Consider the following 21,908-nt stretch of genomic DNA (forward strand, 5'->3'; position numbering starts at 1 on the left):
TTATTCGTCCAAGGTCCGCTCACCGGCGCGGATCGCGACATCGAGCCAGTTTTCTTCAGGAGGGAGGGGACACGCAAACGCCTCGCTAAAGGCACAGAACGGCGAGTAGGCGAGGTTGAAATCCAGCGTGATTTCGTCGCCGTCGGTCAATTCGCGGTCGGGATGTAGTTCGAGATAGCGCCCGTTTTCGTAGCTCTGCTGGCCGGTTGTCTTGTCGCGGAAGGGAACGAACAGGGACGCTTGGCCCTCTTGTTGGTACACTGCGAGCGACTGCTCCTCGTTATTCACCGAGAAACGAAGCGTCATCGTCCGCAAATATCGCTGTGGGTTTGCGGCAGTCATTTCGAGATCGATGGGGTCCGGGTCGTCGTGGACTTCGACCGTCGCCGTTACTTGATACTTCGGGGTCGGGTCGAAATACGACAAGCCGTCGAAGTCGTCGCGTTTTTCCGGTGGAATCGGTGATTGTGGATGTTCGTCGAAGAAGTCGTCTTTTTCCTGCCGGGTGTTCTGAAGTTCTTCACGCCACTCGTCTTCACTGATTTCGTCCAGGTCGGGTGCCTCGGTCATGAACTGACCTTCGGGTTCGAGAGGCGTAAAAACTGCGTCGTCGGCTGCAAATGCTGGCATGTGATGAACAGCGTCCGTGTAGAGGCTCAAGTCCGTCGTTGGCCCTGGATACTGTTGTGAAGATGCGAGAGACGCGATGTTTCTTTCGGGGTGCCGGTTGGTGCCGATGCCGATCATACCGCAAACCGGTACAGCACCGTATCAGCCACGAACCTACCCAACCGACACCCTCCGCTCGCGACCACTCGTTTCGGTCATCCGCCGGTAGAGCGTGCGCTGACAAGCTATCCCTCTCTTCGTTCGGGAAGGCCTCGCTTGCTGTCAGCGCAGGACTTCGGCAGTCGCCTCAGCACTGTGCCGATGCGCGTCGGGAGAACCACTTCCATCACGTCCTCAACTTTAAATACCGAGACGGAACCATTCCAGTTCAACAACCCTAAGCACGGGGCAAACAGAACAACAATGATGGCGGACTGGCGGACCATATTCGGTCACGACGAACCCTACGAGGAGCAGGAGAATGGCATCGAGACAGCCATCGATACCGCCCGCGACGATGGCTTTTCCGTCATCGAGGGGGCGTGTGGTACTGGCAAGACCATGCTGGCGCTGACAGCCGGTCTGCACCTCGTTCGCGACCCCGACAGCAGGTACGAGCGCGTGTTCGTCCTGACGAGCGTAAAACAGCAACTGCGTCAGTTCGAAACCGACCTGAAGACGATAAATTCGAACCTCCCCAACGACTGGAATCCGATTTCCGCGCTCACTCTGGTCGGAAAAGCCGACGTCTGTCCCTACAACCGCGAAAACGCGGGTGGTATCGACGATTCCACCGTCTACGACCGCTGTGAAGGGCTTCGAGAGCGAACGCGGGATATCACCGGCGAAAGCGGTGCCACGACCGCCCAAAACCTTGCCTCCCAAGCCAGAAGCCAGCAGATGGGGCTGGCCGACAGCGGCAGTCAATCGGGAGGTGCAACCTACCTCGAAACGGCGGGCGAGCCGTCGCCCTATCCACGCGAAATGCCCGAGTACAGCGACGTAGAGTACTGTCCCTTCTACGCTCAGTTTTTGGAGGACATGCCCGAAGACGGCGACCCTATCGAAGCCGTTCCCTTCGACTTCGACAGTATGGGCCTCATCGAACCCGACGACCTCGTGGCACAGTCGGTTCAGTGGGGTACCTGCCCGCATTCGATGATGGGCGCGCTGTTGAACCACGTCGAAGTCGTCGTCGGAAACTACTACCACGCCTTCGACCAGGTGACTACAGCGACGTTCACGGGCGCGCTCGTCGACGAATCCACGTTCCTCGTCTGCGACGAAGCACACATGTTGGAACCGCGGGTCCGCGACCTCGTGAGCCAATCCGTCGGCGACAAGACCCTACGCGATGCGGAGTCCGAACTCACCCGTGTCATCCAACCCGTGAAATTCGACGACAGGGATTCGAAACATACGACGGCCGATGCTGGCCTCGTTCGTTCCGAACTCGAAGACGCGGGCATCACGCTCCGCGAACTGGAAACCACGCGGGATTTCATCCGCGACCTGCGCGACGAACTCGACCGGCGGGTGACGGAGCATCTCGAACGCGAGCACCGAGGTTGGAAAGCGAACCTCACCGACCTGCAGGATGCGGAAATCCCGCTTCGTGACCCGACCGTCCCGCAACCTGACGAAATTTCGAAATGGGCCGAAACGGAGGGCTACGACGATGGGACGTGGGCACGTGCGGAGAAAGTCGGTGCTGTCGTCGCCAAAATCCTCAACGAGGCAGAAGAGGAAGACAGGGAGCGGAATGCTCTCCCGGCAGGCAGGGCACTCGGCGAATGGTATCGCAACGACCACGAGGAGTATTTCCGTGAAATCGTCCTCGAACGGACGTGGAACGACCGTGAACCCGACGATTCGTGGCGACGAGCATACAACGCACAACTCGCCATGCAGAACTGCGTCCCGAGTGATGCGATCGGCGAACAGCTCGGTGAGTTCGGCGGTGGAATTCTGATGAGTGCAACGCTCGAACCGCTCGAAATCTTTCAGGAGGTGTCCGGGTTGGTCCATCTCGAAAACGATGGCCGACCTGTGGTGGAACGAACCTACGGCTTGAACTTTCCCGAGTCGAACCGCGAGAGTTTCGCGGTTGATGCACCGAAATTCACGTACAACAATCGCGGTGCGCCGGGCGACGAAACGAGAGAGCGGCAAGTGTACGCTGATGCGATTCGGGACGTGGCACGGTCGCCCGGAAACGTCCTCGTCGGGATGCCGAACTACGCCGAAGCGACGTGGGCAGCAGAACACCTCCGAACAGTGGTCGAGAAGCCCGTTCTATTGGACGAGAGCAGTGCGGACGACGCGACGGAGGATTTGAAAGACGAGTTTTTCGGCGGTGAGGCCAAAGTGTTGGTTACGAGCCTTCGTGGAACGCTTACCGAAGGCGTCGATTATCGCGGCGACCGACTCAAAGCCGCAGTCGTCTGTGGAGTTCCGATCATCAACACCGCAAGCCCGCGAACTCGAGCGGTACGAACCGCATACGAGCGAAAGTTCGGCGACGGATTCACCTACGCGCTCACAGTTCCCGCCGTTAGAAAGGCGCGACAGGCGTTAGGACGAGTGATTCGTGGCTCCGACGAAGCAGGTATCCGCGTGTTGGTGGATAGTCGCTATGCTCGCGAATCGTGGGACGGCGTGAGGGAGTTTTTCCCCGAAACCGAGCGTGAGGAGTTTCAACCAGTCAGTCCTGATATGCTTTCGCTCGGGTTAGACCGATTTTGGCAACGGTACTGAAATTGGTGAAACCCCGACAATAACTGTGCCCCTAACTGGAAAACCACAATTGGGGTCCTGCAGTCAGGCTATTTCGATACTACAGTGTGTGACGATTCGCCGACTGTTTCTACCGGAGAGGCGTTGATAATAGACATACCTCACGCATAATTCCCCGTTACGGAACAGAACGGTGTCACCCGTTTTTACTGCGAGGACTCGTCTCGTGGGCAGAGGAATACCAAATGACAGGATCACCGAAATCGCAGCGTCGAGCATTTCTGAAGGCAGCAGGAGGCGTAGCAGGTGTTGGGATACTTGGGCAGATGGCGTTAGCACAAGGCAACCAAACGACGGATACAACGAACGGAGGGAACAACACGGAGACCACGAACGGGGGAACCGAAACGACGAGTGGTGGCGAGCGAGTAATCATCCTCGGGGGGCGAACCGATGCGTGGCTCGGACTGGCACCGGCCGTCATCGAGCGCGCCGATAATCCGACGATAGGACTGACCTCGGGCGAACAGTATCGACTGGTCTGGATAAATTTGGACGGCGCACGACATCAGTTACAGATACTCGGTGAAGAAAACGGAAGCTCGGGGAACGTTATACGAGAAACGGACGAGACATCTCAACGGGGGGCAACACAGTCGATAACGTTCCGTGCGACCGACCGCATGCGACGCTACCGCTGTCGGTTCCATCCGGACAGCATGCGAGGCAACATCGGTGGGTCGGGCGGTTTCGGAACAGAAGGCACGTTCACGACGGGGGGAGGGGACGGCCAGTTTACGACCGAAACGACCGACGGGAATTTCACCGGTACTGATGGCGGTCGATTCACCACCGACACGACGAATGGTGGCTTTACCGACGGGACGTTCACCACCGAGACAACGAACGGAGGCTTTACCGACACCACTGATGGGACGTTTACCACCGACACCACCACCAACTGAGCGAACTGCGGTTATTGTTCGAATATTTTCGTCGATGTGAAGGCGTTACGGCTGTTCGGCAAACTCGGATGCGATACCCTCGATGACGTGTGCATCTTCTGGAGCGAATCCGACGTGAACTCGCTCGGTTTTCGGCGCCTCAGGCACGCGAAGCGTCACTGGTTTACCATTCCAGTCGAGATGCACGCGAAACGCTTCACCGAGGAATTCGACCGCCTCGACTGTCGCCGAGAATGCGTTCTCGCCGCCACCCAGTCGGAGCGCTTCAGGACGGACACAGAACGTTGCGCGGCCATCCGATGTACCCGTAATTCGGAACTCGTGGTCATCGACTGTGACCAACGACCCCTCTATTTCGTGTGTAACCGCCTCACCCGAGAAGACGTTGTTCTCGCCGACGAATTCGGCGACAAATCGGGATTCCGGACGGCGATACACGTCCTCCGGACGACCGACTTGTTCGACGCGACCGTCGTGTATGACGGCCACGCGATCGCTTATCGCCAGCGCCTCCTCCTGATCGTGAGTGACATAGATGGTCGTGATACCGAGGTCGGATTGGATTCGAGAGACCTGAGTTCTGAGGTCGTCGCGGAGACGGGCATCCAAGGCGCTCATTGGCTCGTCCAGGAGAAGTACGTCGGGGCTGGGCGCGAGCGCTCGGGCGAGGGCGACGCGCTGTTGCTGACCACCCGACAATTCGTCGGGGTCACGACCGCCGAAATCGGCCAGATCGACCAGTTCGAGGAGCGATCGAACGCGCTCATTGCGCGTCATCGCTCCGGGCGGGTCGCGGAATTGGAGGCCGTAGCCGACGTTTTCCGCGACGCTCATGTGTGGGAACAGCGCGTAATTCTGGAAGACGATGCCGACGTCGCGTTCTTCCGGCGGTACGTCCATCATCTCCCGAGGTCCGAACGTCACCGTGCCAGCGGTCGGTTCCTCGAATCCGGCAATTGCACGAAGCGTGGTCGTCTTTCCACATCCGGACGGTCCAACGAGGGTGAAAAACTCGCCGTCCTCGACATGGAACGACACGTCTTTGAGGGCGGTCACGCCGTCGTACTCCTTTCGAACGTCGGAGAGACGAACGTCAACCACGTTTCCACCTCACGGACCTATCCATTCTCCCACCTCCCGCCGAGACGGTCGATAACGATGAAACTGGCCGCGGTGACCGCGAGTAGAACGGTCCCCATCGCGGTCGCTGGGCCGAGGGTTCGGTTTCCGAGGTATCGCTCGACGGCGACGGGCATCGTGTAACTGCTGCTCCCCGTGGCAAGAATAACTGTCGAGTCGAACTCGCCGATACTGATAGCGAAGGCGAAAGCGGCCCCGGCGGCGAGTCCAACAGCAACTAGCGGGAGTTCGATGTCCACAAGTGACCGGAATCGGGTCGCACCGAGTGCGCGAGCGGATTCGACCATTCGGGGATCGATACCCGACAACATCGGGGCGACGTTGCGTGTGACGAACGGATACGCCGCAACGGCGTGGGCCGCGACGATGGCGATCGCACCACTGACCTGAACCCTGGTTCCCGCGACTGGGACCCCGAAAACCAGTCCGCGAAGCATGCCGAGTCCAACCATTACCCCGCTGACTGCGAGTGGGGCCATCGCTACGGCCTCTATCAGACGGCTATCCCATGTTCGAGAAAGCACTGCAATCACGACACCCATCGGAAGCGCGACGAGCAGGGTGCCCAGTCCGAACACTAACGAGTTCTGGACCGCGACACCGGGTTTCGTCTGGAAGGACGCCCCGGAAATTTGTCGCGTTACGAGAAACTCATAGTATCGAAGCGTGAACCCGCTCGGGCCCGTCACGCTTTCGAGGACGGTGCTGAGCAACGGGCCGACGAAGACGACGATGACGACGGCGGAGTAGACCAGCACGCCCACACGTTCGAGTGATTCTGTCGAGCTATCGACGCCTGAAAACACACGTTTTCGAGCGAGCGGACGATTCGCTCGGGTCGCGGCGGTTTGTCGCGCTTCGTAGCGAAGGTAGCCATAGGTCAACACCAAGGACAGGGAGGTTTCGAGAACTGCAAGGACCGCAGCCTCCGAATAGTCCAGATCACGAACCAGTGCGTAAATCCACACCTCGACGGTTTGGAACTCGAAGCCACCAAGCGCGAGTACGATTGGGAACGACATGAACGTGAAAATGAACGTGAGAAGCGCGCCCGTTAAAATCGCCGGGAGAAGTTGCGGAATCAGCACGTCTCGAAACGCCCGAAAACGGCTTGCGCCGAGGCTGCGGGCAGTCTCGACTTCTCGAGCATCCACGCTCTCCCACGCTGCGTTCGTGATCCGGGCGACCAGTGGCGCATTGTAGAACGCATGTGCGACGATGATGGCGGGCAGATTGTAAAGGAGGGAGTATGGTCCGACTCCAACGACACCGAGCAGATCGTTAAGCAATCCGCGCTGGCCGAACATCGCGACGAAGCCGATGGCGACGAGAATCGACGGCATGACGAACGGAACGATGGTCAGCGACCGAATCGTTCGCCTGCCGGGGAATTCGTAGCGCGAGAGAATGTATGCGCCAGGCAATCCGAGGGCGACGCTGGCAAGCGTCGAGAGAAACGCTTGCCACGCGGTAAAGGCGAAGATCTCGTTGACGTAGAACCGATCAGTAAGAACGGCCGAAAAGGCATCGACACCACCGGCATCCGCAAAAACGATGGCGACCGGGAAGTAAAAGAGGACGATCAGGACGGCGCTGGTTACGACTCCGAGAAGTGCGAGTGCGTGTCGTTCCAGCCAGTGCCAGATACCCATTCAGTTAGTTGCGATCTGCCGTGCCCATTCGTCAACCCATCCTTCGACGTTGCCTTTTAACTCGTCATAGGAATAGGTAATCGCTTTCTCGGGTGCTTTCGCATATTTCTCGAACTCCTTGCCGGGATCGGCCCAGTCAGTAGCCGGGAATTGGACGTTGAGGGTTGGAATCTTCGACTGAACCTTCTTCGAGAGCATGAATTCGAGAAACGCGTTCGCTAACGTCGGCGTATCCGTATTGGCGAACTTCGCCATTCCTTCGGGATTCGCGTAGCCCTGTCCGTTCAGGAAGCCGATTTGATGCTTTTGCATGTCCGCACCGGAGCGATTGGCGTACACCTGGTCCGTGGAATAGGAGACGACGATAGGTCGTTCGCCGTTCGAGTAGGCGGTGTAGGCCGCATCCCACGACCCGAGGATTTGCACGTCATTTCGTTTCAACTGCGACCAGTAATCGAGATATGCGTCCGGTCCTTTCTCGTAAATCGTCCAGAGCAGGAAGGCGCGGCCGGTAATCGCCTGCTGAGCGTTTTCGGTGATGAGGGTACTCTCGAACTTCGGCTTGGTCAATGCGTCGAACGTTCCGGGGTTCTCGACTTCGTGTCCGTTGTAAACGAGACTGATGTAACCGGTGTCGTACGGAACTGCTCTCCGTTTCGGGTCGAACTTCAAATCATCCTTGACGTGGCCGTAGTTCGATAAGGAGTCGGCGACGGGGGTGAACAGCTGTTTTCCGCCGAGCTTGTCGTCGATAGTGATGAGATGATCGACGTTCAGCCCGACATAGACGTCGGTGTCGATATCGACGCCCTGTGCCCGCCGTTGGATGAAGTAGTTGACCTCGTTTTCGGGCGTCTGCCATTCGAGCGTCGCCTTGGGATACTCTTTTTCGAACGCCGTTTTCAACCATTTCCCGGGAGATGAACTCGGAGCGTCCACGAACGCGCTATACGTTGCGACCTTGAGCGTGCCACTCAGTTCAGTCTGGGCAGTCGTGTTAGCGGTCGTTCCCGAGGTCCCGGAGTCCGACGTACCGGAGCTATCGAGACAGCCAGCGAGACCGGCGAGAGCGGTACTTCCCGCCGTGAGGAACGTTCTTCGATTCATTACTCGGTGGTTATAGTCGGTGATACTTAACGGACGTGATGTTCAAATCGTCGAAAAAAGGGTGGGGTTAGCGATGAATGAATCGACTATTGCGATATGAAGTCCGGATGGATAAGGAATTACACACTGACAAGGGAGACTTCGAGGAGGTTGAGGTTCGTACTGAAATAGGTAGGGTCGCCACCCAACCGAAATCGACCACCAGTGAGGAGGAACCGGCGCGTGAAAATGAACGTGTAAACCGGCGTTTCGTGAAATCCATAACTAATAACGAATCCGTTGTAATCGTCCGGTTGAGAGATCACCTGCACGCCGTCCGGTGGCTCATCCAAAATCTTGACTGTTATCATGGCGGGGAGGCTTCCCAGAATGCGAAACGGGACGTTCGGATAGTAGTCCCTGGCGAATAGCAATGCAGTTCCCGATGAGGCACCAGTTTCCGACTGTCGGGCGAAAACGTGGCGGCTAGATTCTCCGGATGATTCGCGTGCTCGTTCGATCTCGTTGTCCATAGTTTTCAGTCGGGTTTCGGATATCGAAACGGGTCACTATCCCAGTACTCGTACGGTTTTTGTCCGAAAAATGAACGTGAAATCACGTCGTTCTTCAACCAACACAACAGCGAATCGCTCAGTTTCCGCTGCTTCGAAGTGTCGTGCTGAGCAGGTTGAGTTCGCTGCTGAAGATGGTCGCGTCACCGGCGAATCGACGACGGTCGCCCCTGCTGAGGCTCGCACTGCGCGAGAACATGATCGTCGTGATCGCGGCATCTTGACCACCGAGGTCGTAGCGAATGACCCAGCCGTTGTATTCGTCAGGCTGGCTGATCTCGGGCACGTCGCCGCCGCCGGGACGCTCGAGCAAACTGATGGTCGTTGACGCTTCGAGGCTGTTGGTAACGCGGAACGGAACGTTCGGGTGGTAGTCGTACGTGTAGACCAGCACCGAATTTCCGTCCTGCGCGGCAGCGGTTCCGGCACTACCGAGACCCAGCGCGAGCGCACCCGTCGCGAGTGCGCCCTTCTTCATGAACGAGCGTCGTTCTTCCGATTCGACGTTTTCTGTGTCTTGTTGTTTCTTCTCGGTCATCCCTTTCCCCCTCCCGGGGTGACAGGCTATAGGCCGGAGCCTACGATAAAGGGGTTCCACTGTTTCGCTGGCCAATGGAAAACTATTCTCGTTAGGTTCACACCAGCAATCGTCCGCATCGGACCGGTCCCCTCCAGTGTAGTTCGTTACCGAGACGTCTCAAGTCGTTTCCAGCGGGTAACGATCAAAACTACTGCACCGTCGTGTTGCGGTTTCGTCCAGACTCGTTCCGAGGCGCAAAAACGACTACCGAGAAACGTGTAAAAGAACCGTTACGGAGGGGAACGATCATCGTTCATTCCCGAGCGCGACGTTTCGAGGTCCCCACCTTCGTTATTCCACTCGGTGAGACTACCCTCGTAAAACCCGATATCGTCGTAGCCGAGGTGTGAGAGGACGACGTAGGAGTGACTGATTCGTCGAGCAGTGTTGCAGTAGAGAACGACCCGTTTGTTAGGTGTGATGCCGTTCGATTCGAGGATTTCACGGAGTTTATCCGGCGATTTAAGTCCTCTAGTCTCGTCGTCGACGAGATCGAGCCAATCGACGTTGATTGCATTCGGCAGATGGCCCTCGGCGAATTCCTCGGGGTCGCGGGTATCGACGAGGACGGTGTGCGAGTCATCGATAGCTGCCTCGACTTCCTCACGGGAGACCAGTGGCGTGTCGGCCGGATCCTGTACTTGGTACGGTACATTTTCTGGGTCCGGCGCGTTGGTCGTCGTTTCGTGTGCTTTCTGCCACGAACTGAAATCACCGTCGAGCAGGTGGAGGGTTTCGTGGCCGTACAGTTCCGCTGTGACGAGGAATCGCGCCGCGAACACGCCGTGCATGTCGTCATACGCCACGATAGTATCGTCCTCGCTGATACCAGCGTTTCCGAGCAGGTCGGCCCATGGTTCGGAGCTGGGGAGCATTCCCGCGTCGCTCGCATCGGCGGAGCGAAATTTCTCGAATGGGATGTTGACCGCCCCCGGCAGGTGACCGATCCCCTCGTACTCCCACCTATCGCGTACGTCTACGATGTGAACATCGTCCAGTCGCTCTGCGAGCCAGTCAGCGGAGACGACGACGTTTTGCTGCATCGACTCGAACTACCGACGCCAGCGTCTTAGCCCTCCGGGTTACGTCGAATCGGGCAGGTTACCGGAGATTGCGGAAATTGTTTCCGCATTTTCCCATCCGATCCCCTTCAGATAGTCGGCAGGGGAGGAAGAGCACCGAAGCTGGCTGATTTTTGCGGCAAAATACTCCGGAACACTCGACAGAAGGCGGAACCTTCCGGCAGTAACAACGATATAATCGGGGCGTGGAAACGTAGACGTGCATGAGCAACAGTGACTACGCCAAAGACGTGCTCGTTACCGCGGACTGGGTCGAGGACAATTTGGACGAGTTCGAGAGCGACGACCCCGAGTACCGTCTCGTAGAGGTGGACGTGGACACGGAAGCCTACGACGACGCCCACGCCCCTGGCGCAATCGGGTTCAACTGGGAGACACAGCTACAAGACCAGACGAAACGGGACATCCTCGAAAAGGATGACTTCGCTGACCTACTGGGAAGTCACGGTATCACCGAGGATTCCACCGTGGTTCTCTACGGTGACAACTCCAACTGGTTCGCGGCGTACACCTACTGGCAGTTCAAATACTACGGTCACCGTGACGTACGCCTCCTCGACGGCGGACGCGACTATTGGATCGAGAACGGCTATCCAACGACGGACGAAGAACCGGAGTTCTCCGAAGTCGAATACAACGCCCGTGGCCCGTTCGAAGGCATTCGTGCCTACCGCGACGACGTGGAGAAAGCGATCGACCGCGGCGTTCCCCTCGTGGACGTTCGCTCGCCGGAGGAATTCAGCGGCGAAGTGCTCGCACCGCCAGGACTGCAGGAAACCGCACAGCGTGGCGGTCACATCCCGGGCGCGTCGAACGTCTCATGGGCAGCTACCGTCACCGAAGATGGCACCTTCAAAAGTGCGGAGGAACTCCGCGACCTCTACGAAACTGAGGGCGTGACGAACGACCAGGAGGTCGTCGCCTACTGCCGAATCGGCGAGCGCTCCTCGATCGCGTGGTTCGCGCTGTCGGAACTGCTCGGCTACGACAACGTCGTCAACTACGACGGGTCGTGGACGGAGTGGGGCAACCTCGTGGACGCGCCCATCGAAACCGGAAGCGGAAACTGAGCAGTACGCAGTCGAATACCGAATCAGTATTTTCTATCGATGGGAGCAGTCACGAGCGTGTGCTAAAGCGGTATCAGTCCACGAAGTGGGCACCTCCAAAATGAAAACAGCGGTGGAATCGTGAGATGTCACGACGATATATATCGATACAGAGGGATACTAGCAGGAGTTATAGAGACAGCGAGGAATCTCAATATTGTTGCGTCGTCCGGACGCTCCATGAGGCCACAATGACCGGTAGTTTCGATACAATCGACAAATCGGCCGAGCCGAAACAGAGTGCCACAGACCAACAGTCGTTCGAGTTGTCATCCATCGTCGTCGAGTACGACGGCAAACCGAACCGATGTACGATTTATCCGACGGAAGCCACCCGCCTCCAACGGATGGCCAGCTGGATGACCGCTGACGCAGATGCGTTCGTCGCGCTAGACGAGATGTGTTGATCGGCCCTCTTTCTTTCCGGCGTCGGTGATTACAAGCGGGTCGCATCCGTATCGTGCCTCATGAATGCAGACGAGTTCGTCGAAGCAGTCCGCAAAGAAAACGAAACCGCCCTCTCCCGACTCGGTTCGTCGAAGTCGCTCTACGCTACAACCGGAGGCGAACTGGAACCCGATGAGGTTTTTCGTGCCGCCGCCGCTTCCGAGCACGCGGCCGCAGAGACGTTCTCACAGTGGGCCGACGAAGAAACCGACGAAGGCGCGAGCGACCTGTTCGCCAGCATCGCCGAAACTGAAGCGGACCACTACGAAACCGTGGCTGCGAAAGTGGAGGGTCACGAACCGGACGACGTACCGGCCCTCCACGATTATCTTCGTGGATTAGACGATACCCGTGCGCGACTCGGAGGGTTCGTCGGGCGCACGCTGGCGAGCGAGAAATCGAAGACGCAGTTGACCGGCTTTTTCACCGGACAGGCGGACCCCCAGTCGGCGCAGGTGTTCCGCGATTTGAAGGGAGACCTCGAATCGCAGTTGGACGGCGCGGTCGAACTACTCGCCGAACGCTGTGATTCCGATGAGGAATGGGAGCAAGCTAAAGACGCCGCTACTGGCGCGATTACCGCTGCCTACGAAGAGTACACGGAATCGCTGGAAGCGATGGGTGTCAATCCGAAACCAGTCTGTTAAATGGTATTCGGATGGTCAAATCGATCGTTGTGAACCTGATGTAGGAAGGAGGTTTCAGACGCCGCTCACCGTTTCGCGGTGGGCTTTGACGTGGTCGTATGCACTCTCGATACGCTTCGCAGTCTCGTCGTCCACGTCGGATTCGAGTTCCGAGAGCGAGTGCATAATACGGTCGAGTCGGCCGTGATCGGGGCCGTGGTCCGCTTCCGCGAGGTTACGAAGCGATTCGGCCTGGGATTCGAGTCGGTCTTTGACGTCACCGGAGACGTCCGCGCTGGCGTGTTTCAGTTCCTCCGCCGCCTGCACTAGTTCCTCTCGTGGCATGACTGGGAGTACGGGGAGAAGGGAAATAGTGCTATGGGCGAGTGCAAATATGGGAGGGAAATCGCGACGACCGGTTGCACTCGCGAGCGATGTGTTTTACCTGCTCGCAAGCGTTCTATCGCTATGGCTCGGAAACGACATCACCGATGTAACCTCTGTGGGCGCGATTTCGGCGAGGAACGAGAACTCCGGGACCACGTCGAGCGAAGACATCCGAAAGCGGACTACCACTGGTGGGTCGTCGTCGAAGACCCTGGAACCCTTCCATTCGAAAACTGACTCGGACGTGCAAGTAGCACCGTACAACAAGGGGGCAGAACTCCCATCCACCCAGAATGCGGGGAGGCCGCATCCGATTTACAGTGAACGGCACAACCACCAATAACCACTGCTTCGAATATCCAGCTTTTTTATTCGTACCGGAGCGCGTCGATGGGATCGGTACGAGCCGCGCTCCACGCGGGGTACAGTCCGGCGACGACACCGACGAGGACGCCGACGGCGATCGCGATGGCGAACCACTCCAATGGGAAGGTAAGCGGCACATCAATGTAACCCGCGACGAGATATGCGGTTCCGACGCCGAGCGGCGTTCCCAGCAACGCGCCGAGCAGACCCAACATGACGGCTTCGACGAGGAACAGTTGAATCACGTCATGGCGCTGTGCCCCGACGGCTTTCATGATGCCGATTTCTTTGGTTCGCTCCGTGACGCTCACGAGCATGATGTTGGCGATGCCGATGGAGCCGACGATAAGCGAGATGACGGCGATACCGGTCACGAAGCCAGTAAGTGTGTTGAGCAGGTCTTGGACTTGCTGGAGCAGTTCTTCGTTCGTCCGAGCCGAAAAGCTGTAGTCCGTCGGCATGAGCGAAACGGCATCCGAATCGGACTCGAGATATCGAAGCATTTCCTCACGAACAGGTTCGACCGTGTCCGGGTCGGACGCCACAACCGTTAGCAGCGGATACACGCGTCTGTTTTCGCCGTCGATGGCGACGCTCGTTTCGTAGAACGGGTCTGTCGGCGTGTAAACCCGTGGCTGAGAAGCGAAGCCTTCGAACGGGCCACGACTCGCAGAGCCGTTCAAAATACCGACAACGGAGGCGTTCACCGCAGAACCGTTCGCTCGGAGGATAGCAATCGAATCGCCGACAGAGACGTTCCGATCGAACTGGGTAGCCGCAGCGGTGTTCAAGACGACTTCGTTCGCACCACTGCTGAACGCGGTTCCGGATTCGAACTCCGCGCCGTCGAAATACGCGGGAGTGATGGCGACGACGTCGCTCCGGGCCACGGTATCGTTGCCGTACCGAAGTCCCGAGATCGGAACACTCCCGCGCGGGATGACGCTCTCGACGCCATCGATGGCTTGAAGCCGGTCGATATCTCGGTCGGAAAAAACGGGTTGTGCGCCCGCGCCGGGCGCACCCTGTTGTCCTTCGGGTCCGACCCAAACGTAGATCTGCTGGGCTTCCTCGCCGCCCACATCGCCAATGATGGAAGCCTGTACGCTTGCACCCAGCGTTGCGAGGGCGATAACGGCCGCGACGCCGATTATTACGCCAAGTGTCGTCAGGGACGAGCGCAGTTTGTGGCCGCGGATGGAGCGCCAACTCATGCGAAATACCTCGCGCGCGTCCATCAGTCGTGCTCCCCGGCTCTCTCGGTCGTCGTGCGGGCCGCAGTCATACGAACGTGAACGGAGCACGACCCCAAAATCCTACCGCCGACACAGTGGGGTTCGCAAATGGAGTTTCCGTCGATTGCTATCGCTCGACGGAATCGAGAGGGCGCATGCGTCGGCGGGTCTGAGGCTACGTCCGAAGGCGTGCCGACTGTCACGCGGGGGATGACCGAGCGAACGACAGTGAGCAAAGGAATCGACTGGGGAGGCGTTTGGGCGATCACTGTGGCGAGAACTGGTGTTGGCAACTGCTACGGTCGGAACTTTCAAAGACGGTGAGCAGTTGCCGACTCCGAATGAGGCCTTCGACAGCGTTTCGCCCTTTTGCGGTGGTGCATATCTTCGAATTTTTCTCCGGGCTTCGCTCGCCGCAGACTTACCACGGAGCCACATCCACACCTTCCCCTCACAAACCTTTTTCCGATATACACGAAAACCCACTCCAAGGATGAAATCGACCGGCGGAAGCGACGAGGCGAAGAGAAACGCGGGCGAGAGCGCTGCCGAGGCAGTCGAAGACGAAATGGTCGTCGGACTAGGGACGGGAAGCACGACGGCGCACGCGATTCGAGCCATCGGGCGCGCAGTGGACGCCGGACTCGACGTACGAGGAGTTCCGACCTCGTTCCAATCGCGTCAACTGGCTCGTGAGGAGGGTATTCCGTTGACCGACCTCGATTCGGTTTCGGCCATCGACCTCGCGATCGACGGGGCAGACCAGTTCGCCGGGGCACACCTCATCAAGGGTGGTGGAGCAGCCCACGCCCGCGAGAAGGTCGTCGACAACGCGGCGAGTCGGTTCCTCGTCGTCGCGGACCCGAGCAAGGCGGGCGAATATCTGAGTCACCCGATACCTGTCGAAGTACTCCCTTCAGCACGGACGGCGGTGGCCGCCGACGTGCGGGAACTGGGCGGGAGTCCCACGCTCCGCGAAGCAGAGCGCAAAGACGGCCCAGTCGTGACCGATAATGGCAACCTCGTCCTCGATTGTGCGTTCGGCGAGATTCGGTCACCCGACGAACTGGCGACGGGCCTCGCTTCGATTCCCGGCGTGGTGGAACACGGCCTGTTCGTCGGGATGGCGGACGAGATACACGTCGGTACCGACGACGGCGTCGAGGTTCGTGAGTTGTAGATGGTTTTGGCGGGGAGACTGCGAAGACAGCAGATGCTGGGCGGCAGCGGATAAATGGAAGGAAGGTTCGTATTTTACAGGTCGCGCGGCTGGACCGTCTTCCGGTCGTTCTCTTCGGCGCGTCGGGCGGCGTCGTCGAGAAGCTCAGCGACTTCCTCGTCGAGTGCATCGTAGAAGTCCGATGCAACGTTTTTGTCGTCGAGCTGTTCTTTGACAGCGGCTTTGACAATAAGGTCTGCCATACAACATCGACGTTCCGTAGCCCAGTTAATAAAGCTTCCCAAATTATACGGAAAAGCCCCACGAGTAGAAGAATCCGACCGGCTCTGCCCACCTGGCCAAAACTTTTAAGTTAAGGAACGTAGAGAGGGATGGGACGATAAACGGGAGTAGGAGGAGCACAGAAGGGTGCATATGCGGGAATTACTCGAAGCGGTCGCGGAGGGCGAGGTAACTGTTTCCGAAGCGGAGTCGATGCTATCCGGATACGCGACAACCGAAGCAGGGCGGTTCGATGCCGCCCGAGAGACGCGCAGAGGCGTTCCTGAAGCGATTCTCTGTGACGGGAAGACACCGGACGAAGTGGCGACGCTCGCCACGATTGCAGTCGAAACGGCAGGTAGAGCATTGATCACGCGCGCGAGCGACGAACAGATACAAGCAGTCCGTGCGCGCCTCGCGGAGGAGCATCCGGACGCGAACGTCCGCGTGCGCGAACGCGCTGATGTGCTTGTCGCGCACGCCGTAGGCTTCGACCGACCCGAACTCGACGTCACGGTCGGCATCGTCAGCGCGGGCACGAGCGACGCGATTCCGGCCGGAGAGGCCGCAGTCGTCGCCGAGGAGATGGGTGCCACCGTCGAGGAACTCCATGACGTGGGCGTCGCCTCGCTCGTACGCGTGTTAGACGAGGTGGATGCCCTGCGCGCTGCAGACGTGCTCGTCGTCGCTGCCGGGCGCGAGGGCGCGCTTCCGACCGTCGTGGCGGGGTTGGTGGACACCCCCGTCATCGGACTCCCGGTCTCGAACGGCTACGGTCATGCCGGGCAGGGGTCGGCTGCACTTTCGGGGATGTTGCAGTCATGTACCGTCCTCTCGACAGTGAACATCGACGCCGGGTTCGTGGCTGGTGCACAGGCCGGTCTGATAGCGCGCGCTGTCGATGCGGCGCGGGAGTGAACGGATGAAGAAGTAAACGGAAGTTGATACTCAGGCGGACCGCGTCCTATCGTCCCTCCCTTGGCGACGAGCGCTAACCGCCGTGAGCGGGAGGAAAATCACGAGGAGGACCGCCAATCCGATGGTGGCGAACTCCAATCCGAAGAACTCGGTGACGGCGAGATACGCCCAGAACAGCGCGTATCCAGCCCACGTGGCGAGAACGATTAGCGGTTTGTCTTGGACGTGCCAACCGTAGAGAATGACAAGTTGTGCGACGAAGCTGAACGCCGCGAAACCCACGAGGAGGAAATCCATTGCTCCCACACTCGGGTCTACTTCACATAGTTGTTAGGTTTTCAATGGTCTTCGAGGGAGAAGTAGTCGAATTTCGTCGGAGGTCTGAATTCTCCGGTCGAGAGTCAGGGGTCATTGGAATGGAACGCTGAGAGGGCAGTTGCTAAGGGAAAACGACCGTACCGCGCGCGAACGGGCAGCCGGAACCGCACGGCCACCACTGCGCACGGTTTCGTCAGACTCCGGTTTGGCCGACTGCAGAGCTTTACTCGGCAATTTCACCGTTCGCTTTCGAGGTTGCTTTGAAACCCCACTCTCGTCGCGCAACCGGTCGAGTAGTCGGCCTGCTGGTTGCCGGGAAGACAGGCGAGCGAAAACGAGACGGAAAATCGGAGCACTCAGTTCGAGACTTTGATCTTCGCTTCCGCGCCCAACGCTTCGACCACCAGTTCAGCAACGTCTACGATTTCGATGTCGTCCTCATAGCCGCCCGTTTTTCGCCCGTCTTCGTACATTGTCATGCACATCGGACAGGCGACGACGAACTTTTCGACGCCGCTTTTGGCGTCGGTATCTTCGAGTGCCTCCCGAATGCGCTCCTCACTGGGTTTGGAATCCTCCTCGAAGTCCATCCAGAGGCCGCCACCCCCACCACCACAGCAGAAGGAGTTGGCACGGTTGCGCGGCATCTCGTCCAGCGTACAACCGGTGCCTGTGACGATTTCTCGGGGTGCTTCGTACTCGTCGTTGTAGCGCCCGAGATGGCATGGGTCGTGATACGTGACGGTGTAGTCGAGTTCGTTCCCGGAGAGGCCCATCCGGTCCGACTGAAACAGTTCCTCGACGACCTGCGTGTAGTGGTACACCGGCGCGTCGAACTCCTCGGCCATCTCCGGATACTCGTTTTTGAAGGTGTTGTAGCTGTGCGGGTCGGTACAAACGATTTTGTCGAAGTCGCACTTTTCGAACGCCGCGACGTTGTCCTCGACCAGCATCTCGTACAGGCCCTCCTCACCGACTCGGCGCACATCGTTGCCGTCGTTTCGCTCTTCCTCGTAGAGGATACCGTAGGAGACACCCGTCTCGTGGAGGATGGTCGCCAGCGAGCGCGCGACGCGGCGGTTGCGCTCGTCGTAAGATGGGTAGTCGCCGACGTACCAGAGGAACTCCACATCCTCGTCGCGGGCGTCCGGAATCTCGAAGTCGAGTTCCTCGGTCCACTCCGGACGACGACGTTCGGGATCCCCGAACGCGTTTCCGTTCTGGAAGACGTTCATCATCGCGTCCTGCACGTTCACGTCCATCTGGCCGGACTCGGTGAGTCGACGGTTCATGTCCGTGAACGACGTGAGGTGTTCGATATCGACCGGGCAGGCATCCATACAGGCCATGCAAGCCATACAGGACTCCATCGTTTCGCTGTCGATGACGCTCGCGCCGCCGTCCGCGATGATCGGTTTCTCGTCGGTGACACCGGCGTCGAGGTTCTCACGGTACTGTTTCAGGTCGAGAATCACGTCACGTGGGTCGAGTGGCCGACCCGAGGCGTTCGCGGGACACACCGACGAACAGCGACCACATTTCGTACAGGCGTCCTGGTCGAGCAGTTGTCGCCACGAGAAGTCGTCGATGCTGCTCGCACCGATTTCGTCCGGGCTCGCATCCGAGGGGACACCGGGAAGTCGCTTGCCAGCCTTCTCGTCGTGGGTGACGACGTTGGCGAACGACGACAGCATGTGGAACGGTTTCGCGTACGGGATCGCTGCGACGAAGACGAGCGCGATGAGCGCGTGTGACCACCACGTGACCGGGTACCACGCGGTCGCCATCGCGGGCGTGACACCCACCGATTCGAGGACTAGTTTGACGAACCAACCGACGAAGCTCACCGTCTCGAACGAAACGTCTCGAGTCGCACTCGTACCGAGGATTCGGAACCCTTCGGTGATGTAACCGCCGACCCCGAGCAGGAACAGCGTCCAAATGAACAGGTCGTCCTCTCGACCGGTGTGTTTCCCCCAGAGACGTTCGTTTCGAACCCAGTAGCGCCGGTAGATCGCCATCCCGACACCGACGACGAAGAGCAGTCCCATTGCATCCATCACGAGCGAGTAGGCGAGGTAGAAGTTACCCACGAAGAAGGATTCCTCGTTTCCGAGGACGTAATGGGTGAATTTTCGATAGCCATCCATATCGATGGCGAGAATCGTCGTTCCGATGAGCAGGGTCAGAAAACCCCACAAGATGAACGAGTGCATCAACCCACCGTAGAGGTCGCGGTTGAACTGTTTCTCGTTCGATATCACGACTTTCGCCGCGTGAGTGATTCGACCCGGAAGATCGTCGAGTCGCTCGAACCAATCCTCCGTCCCGTCAGTGTACCGCGAGAAGCGGTTGTACACACCGAACAGGAAAATGAAAACGGCGACCGCGGCGAGGAAATAAAAGAGTACCTCGCCGACGAGCCCGATCCTCCAGAACGTCGGACGCGTCGTGCCCGCCGCCTGTGCAAGCGCGAAGATTTGCATGTTTTATCAGGAGGAGACGACTTGCTTAAATCTTGCTTCCCGTCCATCACCTTGCCGTCATGCGAGAACGAAAAACAAGTTTGCAATTTATACGAATGACCAGCCGAAGAGCACACAGACGAGACAGAAAATCGGCACGTCGCTGCGAGAAACCGATAGCAGGGGAAGGGTTGGATTCCATGCAAAACAGCGAGCACGAAGGGCGAGTGAAAAGGTGTCCGCGCGTGAGAACGCTCGGGTCAACCCTGCCGACCCGATGATTTCCATTCGTTCCGTGAGTGCGCGTTTCTCTCCGAGACGAGACTTCATAGCCTCTCGAATCGCACGAAGATCCGACTGTAAGACCGGGAAAAACCGAAAGACGAAGGCGACACCCATTCCTAAAAATTGACCGGCGCGGCCGGGAACGAGCCACTGAATCGCCGCCCGTGACTCCCGAACAGGCGTCGTCCGGACGTAGGCTGCGCTGACGCATAGAACGAGACAAACGCGATAGCTGGCCAGTGCGGGCGCGACGATCTTGCCCGGAACTATCCACGGCGGTCCGAGCGTGAGAGTTGCAAATAGAGGTCCGCCAAGCAAAAACGGAAAGACGTACCGGAACTCGCGAATCACCCAAAACGGCGGTGTACCTGCCCAGAAAAACACCGCCGCGACCAGTGCACTCAGCATCGCGAGCCCACGCGGTGTCGTATGTGCAAACGCGGCGAACGCGAAGGCAGTCTGAAAGAGGAGTTTCACTCGAGGATCGAGACCTTCCGCGAACGATCCGGTTGCGCGATACGCCAACGTCATGGTAGCTGAATACCGAGTTCGGCGATATCGGATGCGACCTCGTCTGGTTTTCCATCGACCGCGACCGATCCACCACGCAGCGCGACGATTCGGTCGGCGAGCGACCAAACGTCCCGGAGGTCGTGCGTGACGACGACGAATCCGGTCCCTTCGGCGGAACAGTGTTCGAGATGAGCGACGACGGAATCACGTGCTGGCGCGTCCAGTCCGGTGAACGGTTCGTCCAGCACGAGGTGGGCCGGTTCCATCGCCAACGCACCTGCGATAGCGACACGCTGACATTCGCCGCCCGAAAGCGAATCGATTCGGGCATCTCGTCTGCCTTCCATCCCGACCGCGGAAAGGGCAGTTTCGACACGGCGGTCGATTTCCTCGTGTGAGAGGCCGAGATTTTCGGGACCGAAAGCCACATCCGCACCAACGGTCGCCGAGACGAAGGTATCGCGGGGATGTTGAAACACCATGCCGACGCTCGTTCGTGCGGCTACGAGGTCGTCTTCGATGGACATCCCATCGACCAGGACATCCCCGTCATCGGGCGTGAGTAAGCCATTAAAATGCCGGACGAGTGTGGTCTTTCCGCTCCCGTTCGGTCCCGCGACGACGACGAACTGTCCGTCGGGAATCGTGAGGGAAACGTCGTCGAGTGCGGTCGTATCACCGAAACGATGAACCAGACCTCGTGTCGATATCATTCGGCGGTAATGCGGTCGCTTCGAACGATACCGACCGCGGCGGCGATTTTGAACGCCTCGAAAGGGATGAACGCGACTGCCGAGAGCATGAACGCCTCGGTCAATCCGTAGTTTCCGACGTACGAGAATCCGAGCGTCCCGAAGGCGTAGATGATGACGGTTCCGGCGACCAGTCCAGCGACGAGTCGAAAGACGTTCACTCGTTTCGGGTCACTGAGCGTCGTACTGCCGTGGACGACGACACCGATCACGAAGGCGGCGACGGGATACGAGAGCAAATAGCCACCGGTCAGTCCGACCAGTTCGACGAAGCCCGCGGAGCCGCCGGCGAAGACGGGCGCGCCGACCGAACCCGCGACGAGGTAGAGAACCATCGACGCCGAGCCCCAGAGTGGACCCAGGAAGATTCCGGCGAGGAACACGCCGAGTACCTGCAAGGTGATGGGTATCGCCGGTGCGAGTGGGTTGGGGAACGATACCTGTGCGAACGCGCCGATAACCGCCGCGAACAGCGCCGTTCGCGCGATGTTTCCGACGGTCTGTTCGCCGACCAGTTCGACCGAGCCGGTTTCCGTTGACATGGAGAATCGTCGCTCGTCAACCAGTAAGATACCTTCGGTTGACGGGATAGTAGTTGATTCAGATGACAGTTTGGCGTGACTG

The 21,908-nt window shown here is 58.7% G+C and carries 24 protein-coding genes; 9 read left to right on the forward strand and 15 right to left on the reverse strand.

The window, feature by feature from the left end:
• A complete protein-coding gene (locus tag OOF89_RS05670; RefSeq protein WP_266079881.1) occupies positions 1-570 on the reverse strand; it encodes a DUF1684 domain-containing protein in 570 nt (189 codons plus the stop codon).
• Between the two features lie 462 nt (positions 571-1,032).
• On the opposite strand from OOF89_RS05670, the gene OOF89_RS05675 reads away from it, so the two are divergent.
• On the forward strand, positions 1,033-3,366 hold the full coding sequence (locus tag OOF89_RS05675) for an ATP-dependent DNA helicase (protein ID WP_407661590.1): 2,334 nt from the start codon (positions 1,033-1,035) through the stop codon (positions 3,364-3,366).
• Between the two features lie 224 nt (positions 3,367-3,590).
• Positions 3,591-4,310 carry a hypothetical protein gene (locus OOF89_RS05680; RefSeq protein ID WP_266079125.1) on the forward strand — a complete coding sequence of 240 codons (720 nt, stop codon included), beginning with the start codon at positions 3,591-3,593 and terminating at the stop codon, positions 4,308-4,310.
• A 45-nt stretch (positions 4,311-4,355) separates the two neighbouring features.
• On the opposite strand, the gene OOF89_RS05685 is transcribed toward OOF89_RS05680, so the two are convergent.
• From OOF89_RS05685 to OOF89_RS05710, 6 genes are all read right to left on the reverse strand, one after another.
• Positions 4,356-5,411, reverse strand: coding sequence for an ABC transporter ATP-binding protein (locus OOF89_RS05685; protein WP_266079126.1), 1,056 nt, complete (start codon positions 5,409-5,411; stop codon positions 4,356-4,358).
• A 17-nt stretch (positions 5,412-5,428) separates the two neighbouring features.
• On the reverse strand, positions 5,429-7,102 hold the full coding sequence (locus OOF89_RS05690; protein ID WP_266079128.1) for an ABC transporter permease: 1,674 nt from the start codon (positions 7,100-7,102) through the stop codon (positions 5,429-5,431).
• The gene (locus tag OOF89_RS05695) at positions 7,103-8,209 is read right to left on the reverse strand and encodes a thiamine ABC transporter substrate-binding protein (protein ID WP_266079130.1); all 1,107 of its coding nucleotides are present in this window, start codon (positions 8,207-8,209) and stop codon (positions 7,103-7,105) included.
• A 119-nt stretch (positions 8,210-8,328) separates the two neighbouring features.
• Positions 8,329-8,721 carry a hypothetical protein gene (locus OOF89_RS05700; RefSeq protein WP_266079132.1) on the reverse strand — a complete coding sequence of 131 codons (393 nt, stop codon included), beginning with the start codon at positions 8,719-8,721 and terminating at the stop codon, positions 8,329-8,331.
• Between the two features lie 118 nt (positions 8,722-8,839).
• Positions 8,840-9,298 carry a hypothetical protein gene (locus OOF89_RS05705; protein WP_266079134.1) on the reverse strand — a complete coding sequence of 153 codons (459 nt, stop codon included), beginning with the start codon at positions 9,296-9,298 and terminating at the stop codon, positions 8,840-8,842.
• Between the two features lie 272 nt (positions 9,299-9,570).
• The gene (locus OOF89_RS05710) at positions 9,571-10,383 is read right to left on the reverse strand and encodes a sulfurtransferase (protein WP_266079136.1); all 813 of its coding nucleotides are present in this window, start codon (positions 10,381-10,383) and stop codon (positions 9,571-9,573) included.
• A gap of 242 nt (positions 10,384-10,625) precedes the next feature.
• Between OOF89_RS05710 and OOF89_RS05715 the strand changes: the two genes are divergently transcribed.
• The 3 genes from OOF89_RS05715 (at position 10,626) to OOF89_RS05725 (ending at position 12,625) form a co-directional block, all read left to right on the forward strand.
• Positions 10,626-11,492, forward strand: coding sequence for a sulfurtransferase (locus tag OOF89_RS05715; protein WP_266079138.1), 867 nt, complete (start codon positions 10,626-10,628; stop codon positions 11,490-11,492).
• A 230-nt stretch (positions 11,493-11,722) separates the two neighbouring features.
• Entirely contained in the window at positions 11,723-11,938 is a 216-nt protein-coding gene (locus tag OOF89_RS05720; RefSeq protein WP_266079140.1) for a DUF7511 domain-containing protein, read from the forward strand.
• A gap of 60 nt (positions 11,939-11,998) precedes the next feature.
• Positions 11,999-12,625 (forward strand): rubrerythrin family protein, encoded by a 627-nt coding sequence (locus OOF89_RS05725; protein ID WP_266079141.1) that lies wholly within the window; start codon positions 11,999-12,001, stop codon positions 12,623-12,625.
• A 54-nt stretch (positions 12,626-12,679) separates the two neighbouring features.
• On the opposite strand, the gene OOF89_RS05730 is transcribed toward OOF89_RS05725, so the two are convergent.
• Positions 12,680-12,949 (reverse strand): DUF7553 family protein, encoded by a 270-nt coding sequence (locus tag OOF89_RS05730; protein ID WP_266079142.1) that lies wholly within the window; start codon positions 12,947-12,949, stop codon positions 12,680-12,682.
• A 49-nt stretch (positions 12,950-12,998) separates the two neighbouring features.
• On the opposite strand from OOF89_RS05730, the gene OOF89_RS05735 reads away from it, so the two are divergent.
• On the forward strand, positions 12,999-13,334 hold the full coding sequence (locus tag OOF89_RS05735) for a hypothetical protein (RefSeq protein ID WP_266079144.1): 336 nt from the start codon (positions 12,999-13,001) through the stop codon (positions 13,332-13,334).
• Between the two features lie 25 nt (positions 13,335-13,359).
• Here OOF89_RS05735 and OOF89_RS05740 read toward each other — a convergent pair whose 3' ends face one another.
• On the reverse strand, positions 13,360-14,571 hold the full coding sequence (locus tag OOF89_RS05740) for an ABC transporter permease (RefSeq protein ID WP_328517184.1): 1,212 nt from the start codon (positions 14,569-14,571) through the stop codon (positions 13,360-13,362).
• A gap of 129 nt (positions 14,572-14,700) precedes the next feature.
• Here OOF89_RS05740 and OOF89_RS05745 point away from each other — a divergent pair, with 129 nt between their 5' ends.
• Entirely contained in the window at positions 14,701-14,916 is a 216-nt protein-coding gene (locus OOF89_RS05745; RefSeq protein ID WP_266079147.1) for a hypothetical protein, read from the forward strand.
• Between the two features lie 169 nt (positions 14,917-15,085).
• Positions 15,086-15,772, forward strand: coding sequence for a ribose-5-phosphate isomerase RpiA (rpiA, locus tag OOF89_RS05750; RefSeq protein ID WP_266079149.1), 687 nt, complete (start codon positions 15,086-15,088; stop codon positions 15,770-15,772).
• A 74-nt stretch (positions 15,773-15,846) separates the two neighbouring features.
• Here the strand turns inward: rpiA and OOF89_RS05755 are convergent, their stop codons facing one another.
• The gene (locus OOF89_RS05755; RefSeq protein ID WP_266079151.1) at positions 15,847-16,014 is read right to left on the reverse strand and encodes a DUF1931 family protein; all 168 of its coding nucleotides are present in this window, start codon (positions 16,012-16,014) and stop codon (positions 15,847-15,849) included.
• Between the two features lie 172 nt (positions 16,015-16,186).
• Between OOF89_RS05755 and larB the strand changes: the two genes are divergently transcribed.
• Positions 16,187-16,951, forward strand: a complete 765-nt coding sequence (gene larB / locus OOF89_RS05760; protein WP_266079153.1) for a nickel pincer cofactor biosynthesis protein LarB — start codon at positions 16,187-16,189, stop codon at positions 16,949-16,951.
• 30 nt (positions 16,952-16,981) lie between these two features.
• Here larB and OOF89_RS05765 read toward each other — a convergent pair whose 3' ends face one another.
• From OOF89_RS05765 to OOF89_RS05785, 5 genes are all read right to left on the reverse strand, one after another.
• Positions 16,982-17,248 carry a hypothetical protein gene (locus OOF89_RS05765; protein WP_266079155.1) on the reverse strand — a complete coding sequence of 89 codons (267 nt, stop codon included), beginning with the start codon at positions 17,246-17,248 and terminating at the stop codon, positions 16,982-16,984.
• Between the two features lie 377 nt (positions 17,249-17,625).
• Complete coding sequence (locus OOF89_RS05770) at positions 17,626-19,755, reverse strand: heterodisulfide reductase-related iron-sulfur binding cluster (RefSeq protein WP_266079157.1); 2,130 nt, start codon at positions 19,753-19,755, stop codon at positions 17,626-17,628.
• Positions 19,756-19,842: 87 nt separating this feature from the next.
• On the reverse strand, positions 19,843-20,550 hold the full coding sequence (locus OOF89_RS05775) for an energy-coupling factor transporter transmembrane component T family protein (protein ID WP_266079159.1): 708 nt from the start codon (positions 20,548-20,550) through the stop codon (positions 19,843-19,845).
• On the reverse strand, positions 20,547-21,245 hold the full coding sequence (locus tag OOF89_RS05780; RefSeq protein ID WP_266079161.1) for an energy-coupling factor ABC transporter ATP-binding protein: 699 nt from the start codon (positions 21,243-21,245) through the stop codon (positions 20,547-20,549). Before OOF89_RS05780 ends, OOF89_RS05775 begins: the two co-directional genes overlap by 4 nt.
• Positions 21,242-21,826: a biotin transporter BioY gene (locus OOF89_RS05785; protein ID WP_266079163.1), complete on the reverse strand. Its 585-nt coding sequence runs from the start codon at positions 21,824-21,826 to the stop codon at positions 21,242-21,244. Before OOF89_RS05785 ends, OOF89_RS05780 begins: the two co-directional genes overlap by 4 nt.
• Positions 21,827-21,908: the final 82 nt, after the last annotated feature.

The organism is Haladaptatus caseinilyticus (genome assembly GCF_026248685.1).
GTDB classification, from domain to species: domain Archaea; phylum Halobacteriota; class Halobacteria; order Halobacteriales; family Haladaptataceae; genus Haladaptatus; species Haladaptatus caseinilyticus.

Coding starts and splice junctions, on each gene's coding strand:
- OOF89_RS05670 (WP_266079881.1), bottom strand. CDS start 570: ATGACCGAGGCACCCGACCTGGACGAAATCAGTGAAGACGAGTGGCGT.
- OOF89_RS05675 (WP_407661590.1), top strand. CDS start 1,033: ATGATGGCGGACTGGCGGACCATATTCGGTCACGACGAACCCTACGAG.
- OOF89_RS05680 (WP_266079125.1), top strand. CDS start 3,591: ATGACAGGATCACCGAAATCGCAGCGTCGAGCATTTCTGAAGGCAGCA.
- OOF89_RS05690 (WP_266079128.1), bottom strand. CDS start 7,102: ATGGGTATCTGGCACTGGCTGGAACGACACGCACTCGCACTTCTCGGA.
- OOF89_RS05695 (WP_266079130.1), bottom strand. CDS start 8,209: ATGAATCGAAGAACGTTCCTCACGGCGGGAAGTACCGCTCTCGCCGGT.
- OOF89_RS05700 (WP_266079132.1), bottom strand. CDS start 8,721: ATGGACAACGAGATCGAACGAGCACGCGAATCATCCGGAGAATCTAGC.
- OOF89_RS05705 (WP_266079134.1), bottom strand. CDS start 9,298: ATGACCGAGAAGAAACAACAAGACACAGAAAACGTCGAATCGGAAGAA.
- OOF89_RS05710 (WP_266079136.1), bottom strand. CDS start 10,383: ATGCAGCAAAACGTCGTCGTCTCCGCTGACTGGCTCGCAGAGCGACTG.
- OOF89_RS05715 (WP_266079138.1), top strand. CDS start 10,626: ATGAGCAACAGTGACTACGCCAAAGACGTGCTCGTTACCGCGGACTGG.
- OOF89_RS05720 (WP_266079140.1), top strand. CDS start 11,723: ATGACCGGTAGTTTCGATACAATCGACAAATCGGCCGAGCCGAAACAG.
- OOF89_RS05725 (WP_266079141.1), top strand. CDS start 11,999: ATGAATGCAGACGAGTTCGTCGAAGCAGTCCGCAAAGAAAACGAAACC.
- OOF89_RS05730 (WP_266079142.1), bottom strand. CDS start 12,949: ATGCCACGAGAGGAACTAGTGCAGGCGGCGGAGGAACTGAAACACGCC.
- OOF89_RS05735 (WP_266079144.1), top strand. CDS start 12,999: ATGGGAGGGAAATCGCGACGACCGGTTGCACTCGCGAGCGATGTGTTT.
- OOF89_RS05740 (WP_328517184.1), bottom strand. CDS start 14,571: ATGAGTTGGCGCTCCATCCGCGGCCACAAACTGCGCTCGTCCCTGACG.
- OOF89_RS05745 (WP_266079147.1), top strand. CDS start 14,701: ATGGAGTTTCCGTCGATTGCTATCGCTCGACGGAATCGAGAGGGCGCA.
- rpiA (WP_266079149.1), top strand. CDS start 15,086: ATGAAATCGACCGGCGGAAGCGACGAGGCGAAGAGAAACGCGGGCGAG.
- OOF89_RS05755 (WP_266079151.1), bottom strand. CDS start 16,014: ATGGCAGACCTTATTGTCAAAGCCGCTGTCAAAGAACAGCTCGACGAC.
- larB (WP_266079153.1), top strand. CDS start 16,187: ATGCGGGAATTACTCGAAGCGGTCGCGGAGGGCGAGGTAACTGTTTCC.
- OOF89_RS05765 (WP_266079155.1), bottom strand. CDS start 17,248: ATGGATTTCCTCCTCGTGGGTTTCGCGGCGTTCAGCTTCGTCGCACAA.
- OOF89_RS05770 (WP_266079157.1), bottom strand. CDS start 19,755: ATGCAAATCTTCGCGCTTGCACAGGCGGCGGGCACGACGCGTCCGACG.
- OOF89_RS05775 (WP_266079159.1), bottom strand. CDS start 20,550: ATGACGTTGGCGTATCGCGCAACCGGATCGTTCGCGGAAGGTCTCGAT.
- OOF89_RS05780 (WP_266079161.1), bottom strand. CDS start 21,245: ATGATATCGACACGAGGTCTGGTTCATCGTTTCGGTGATACGACCGCA.
- OOF89_RS05785 (WP_266079163.1), bottom strand. CDS start 21,826: ATGTCAACGGAAACCGGCTCGGTCGAACTGGTCGGCGAACAGACCGTC.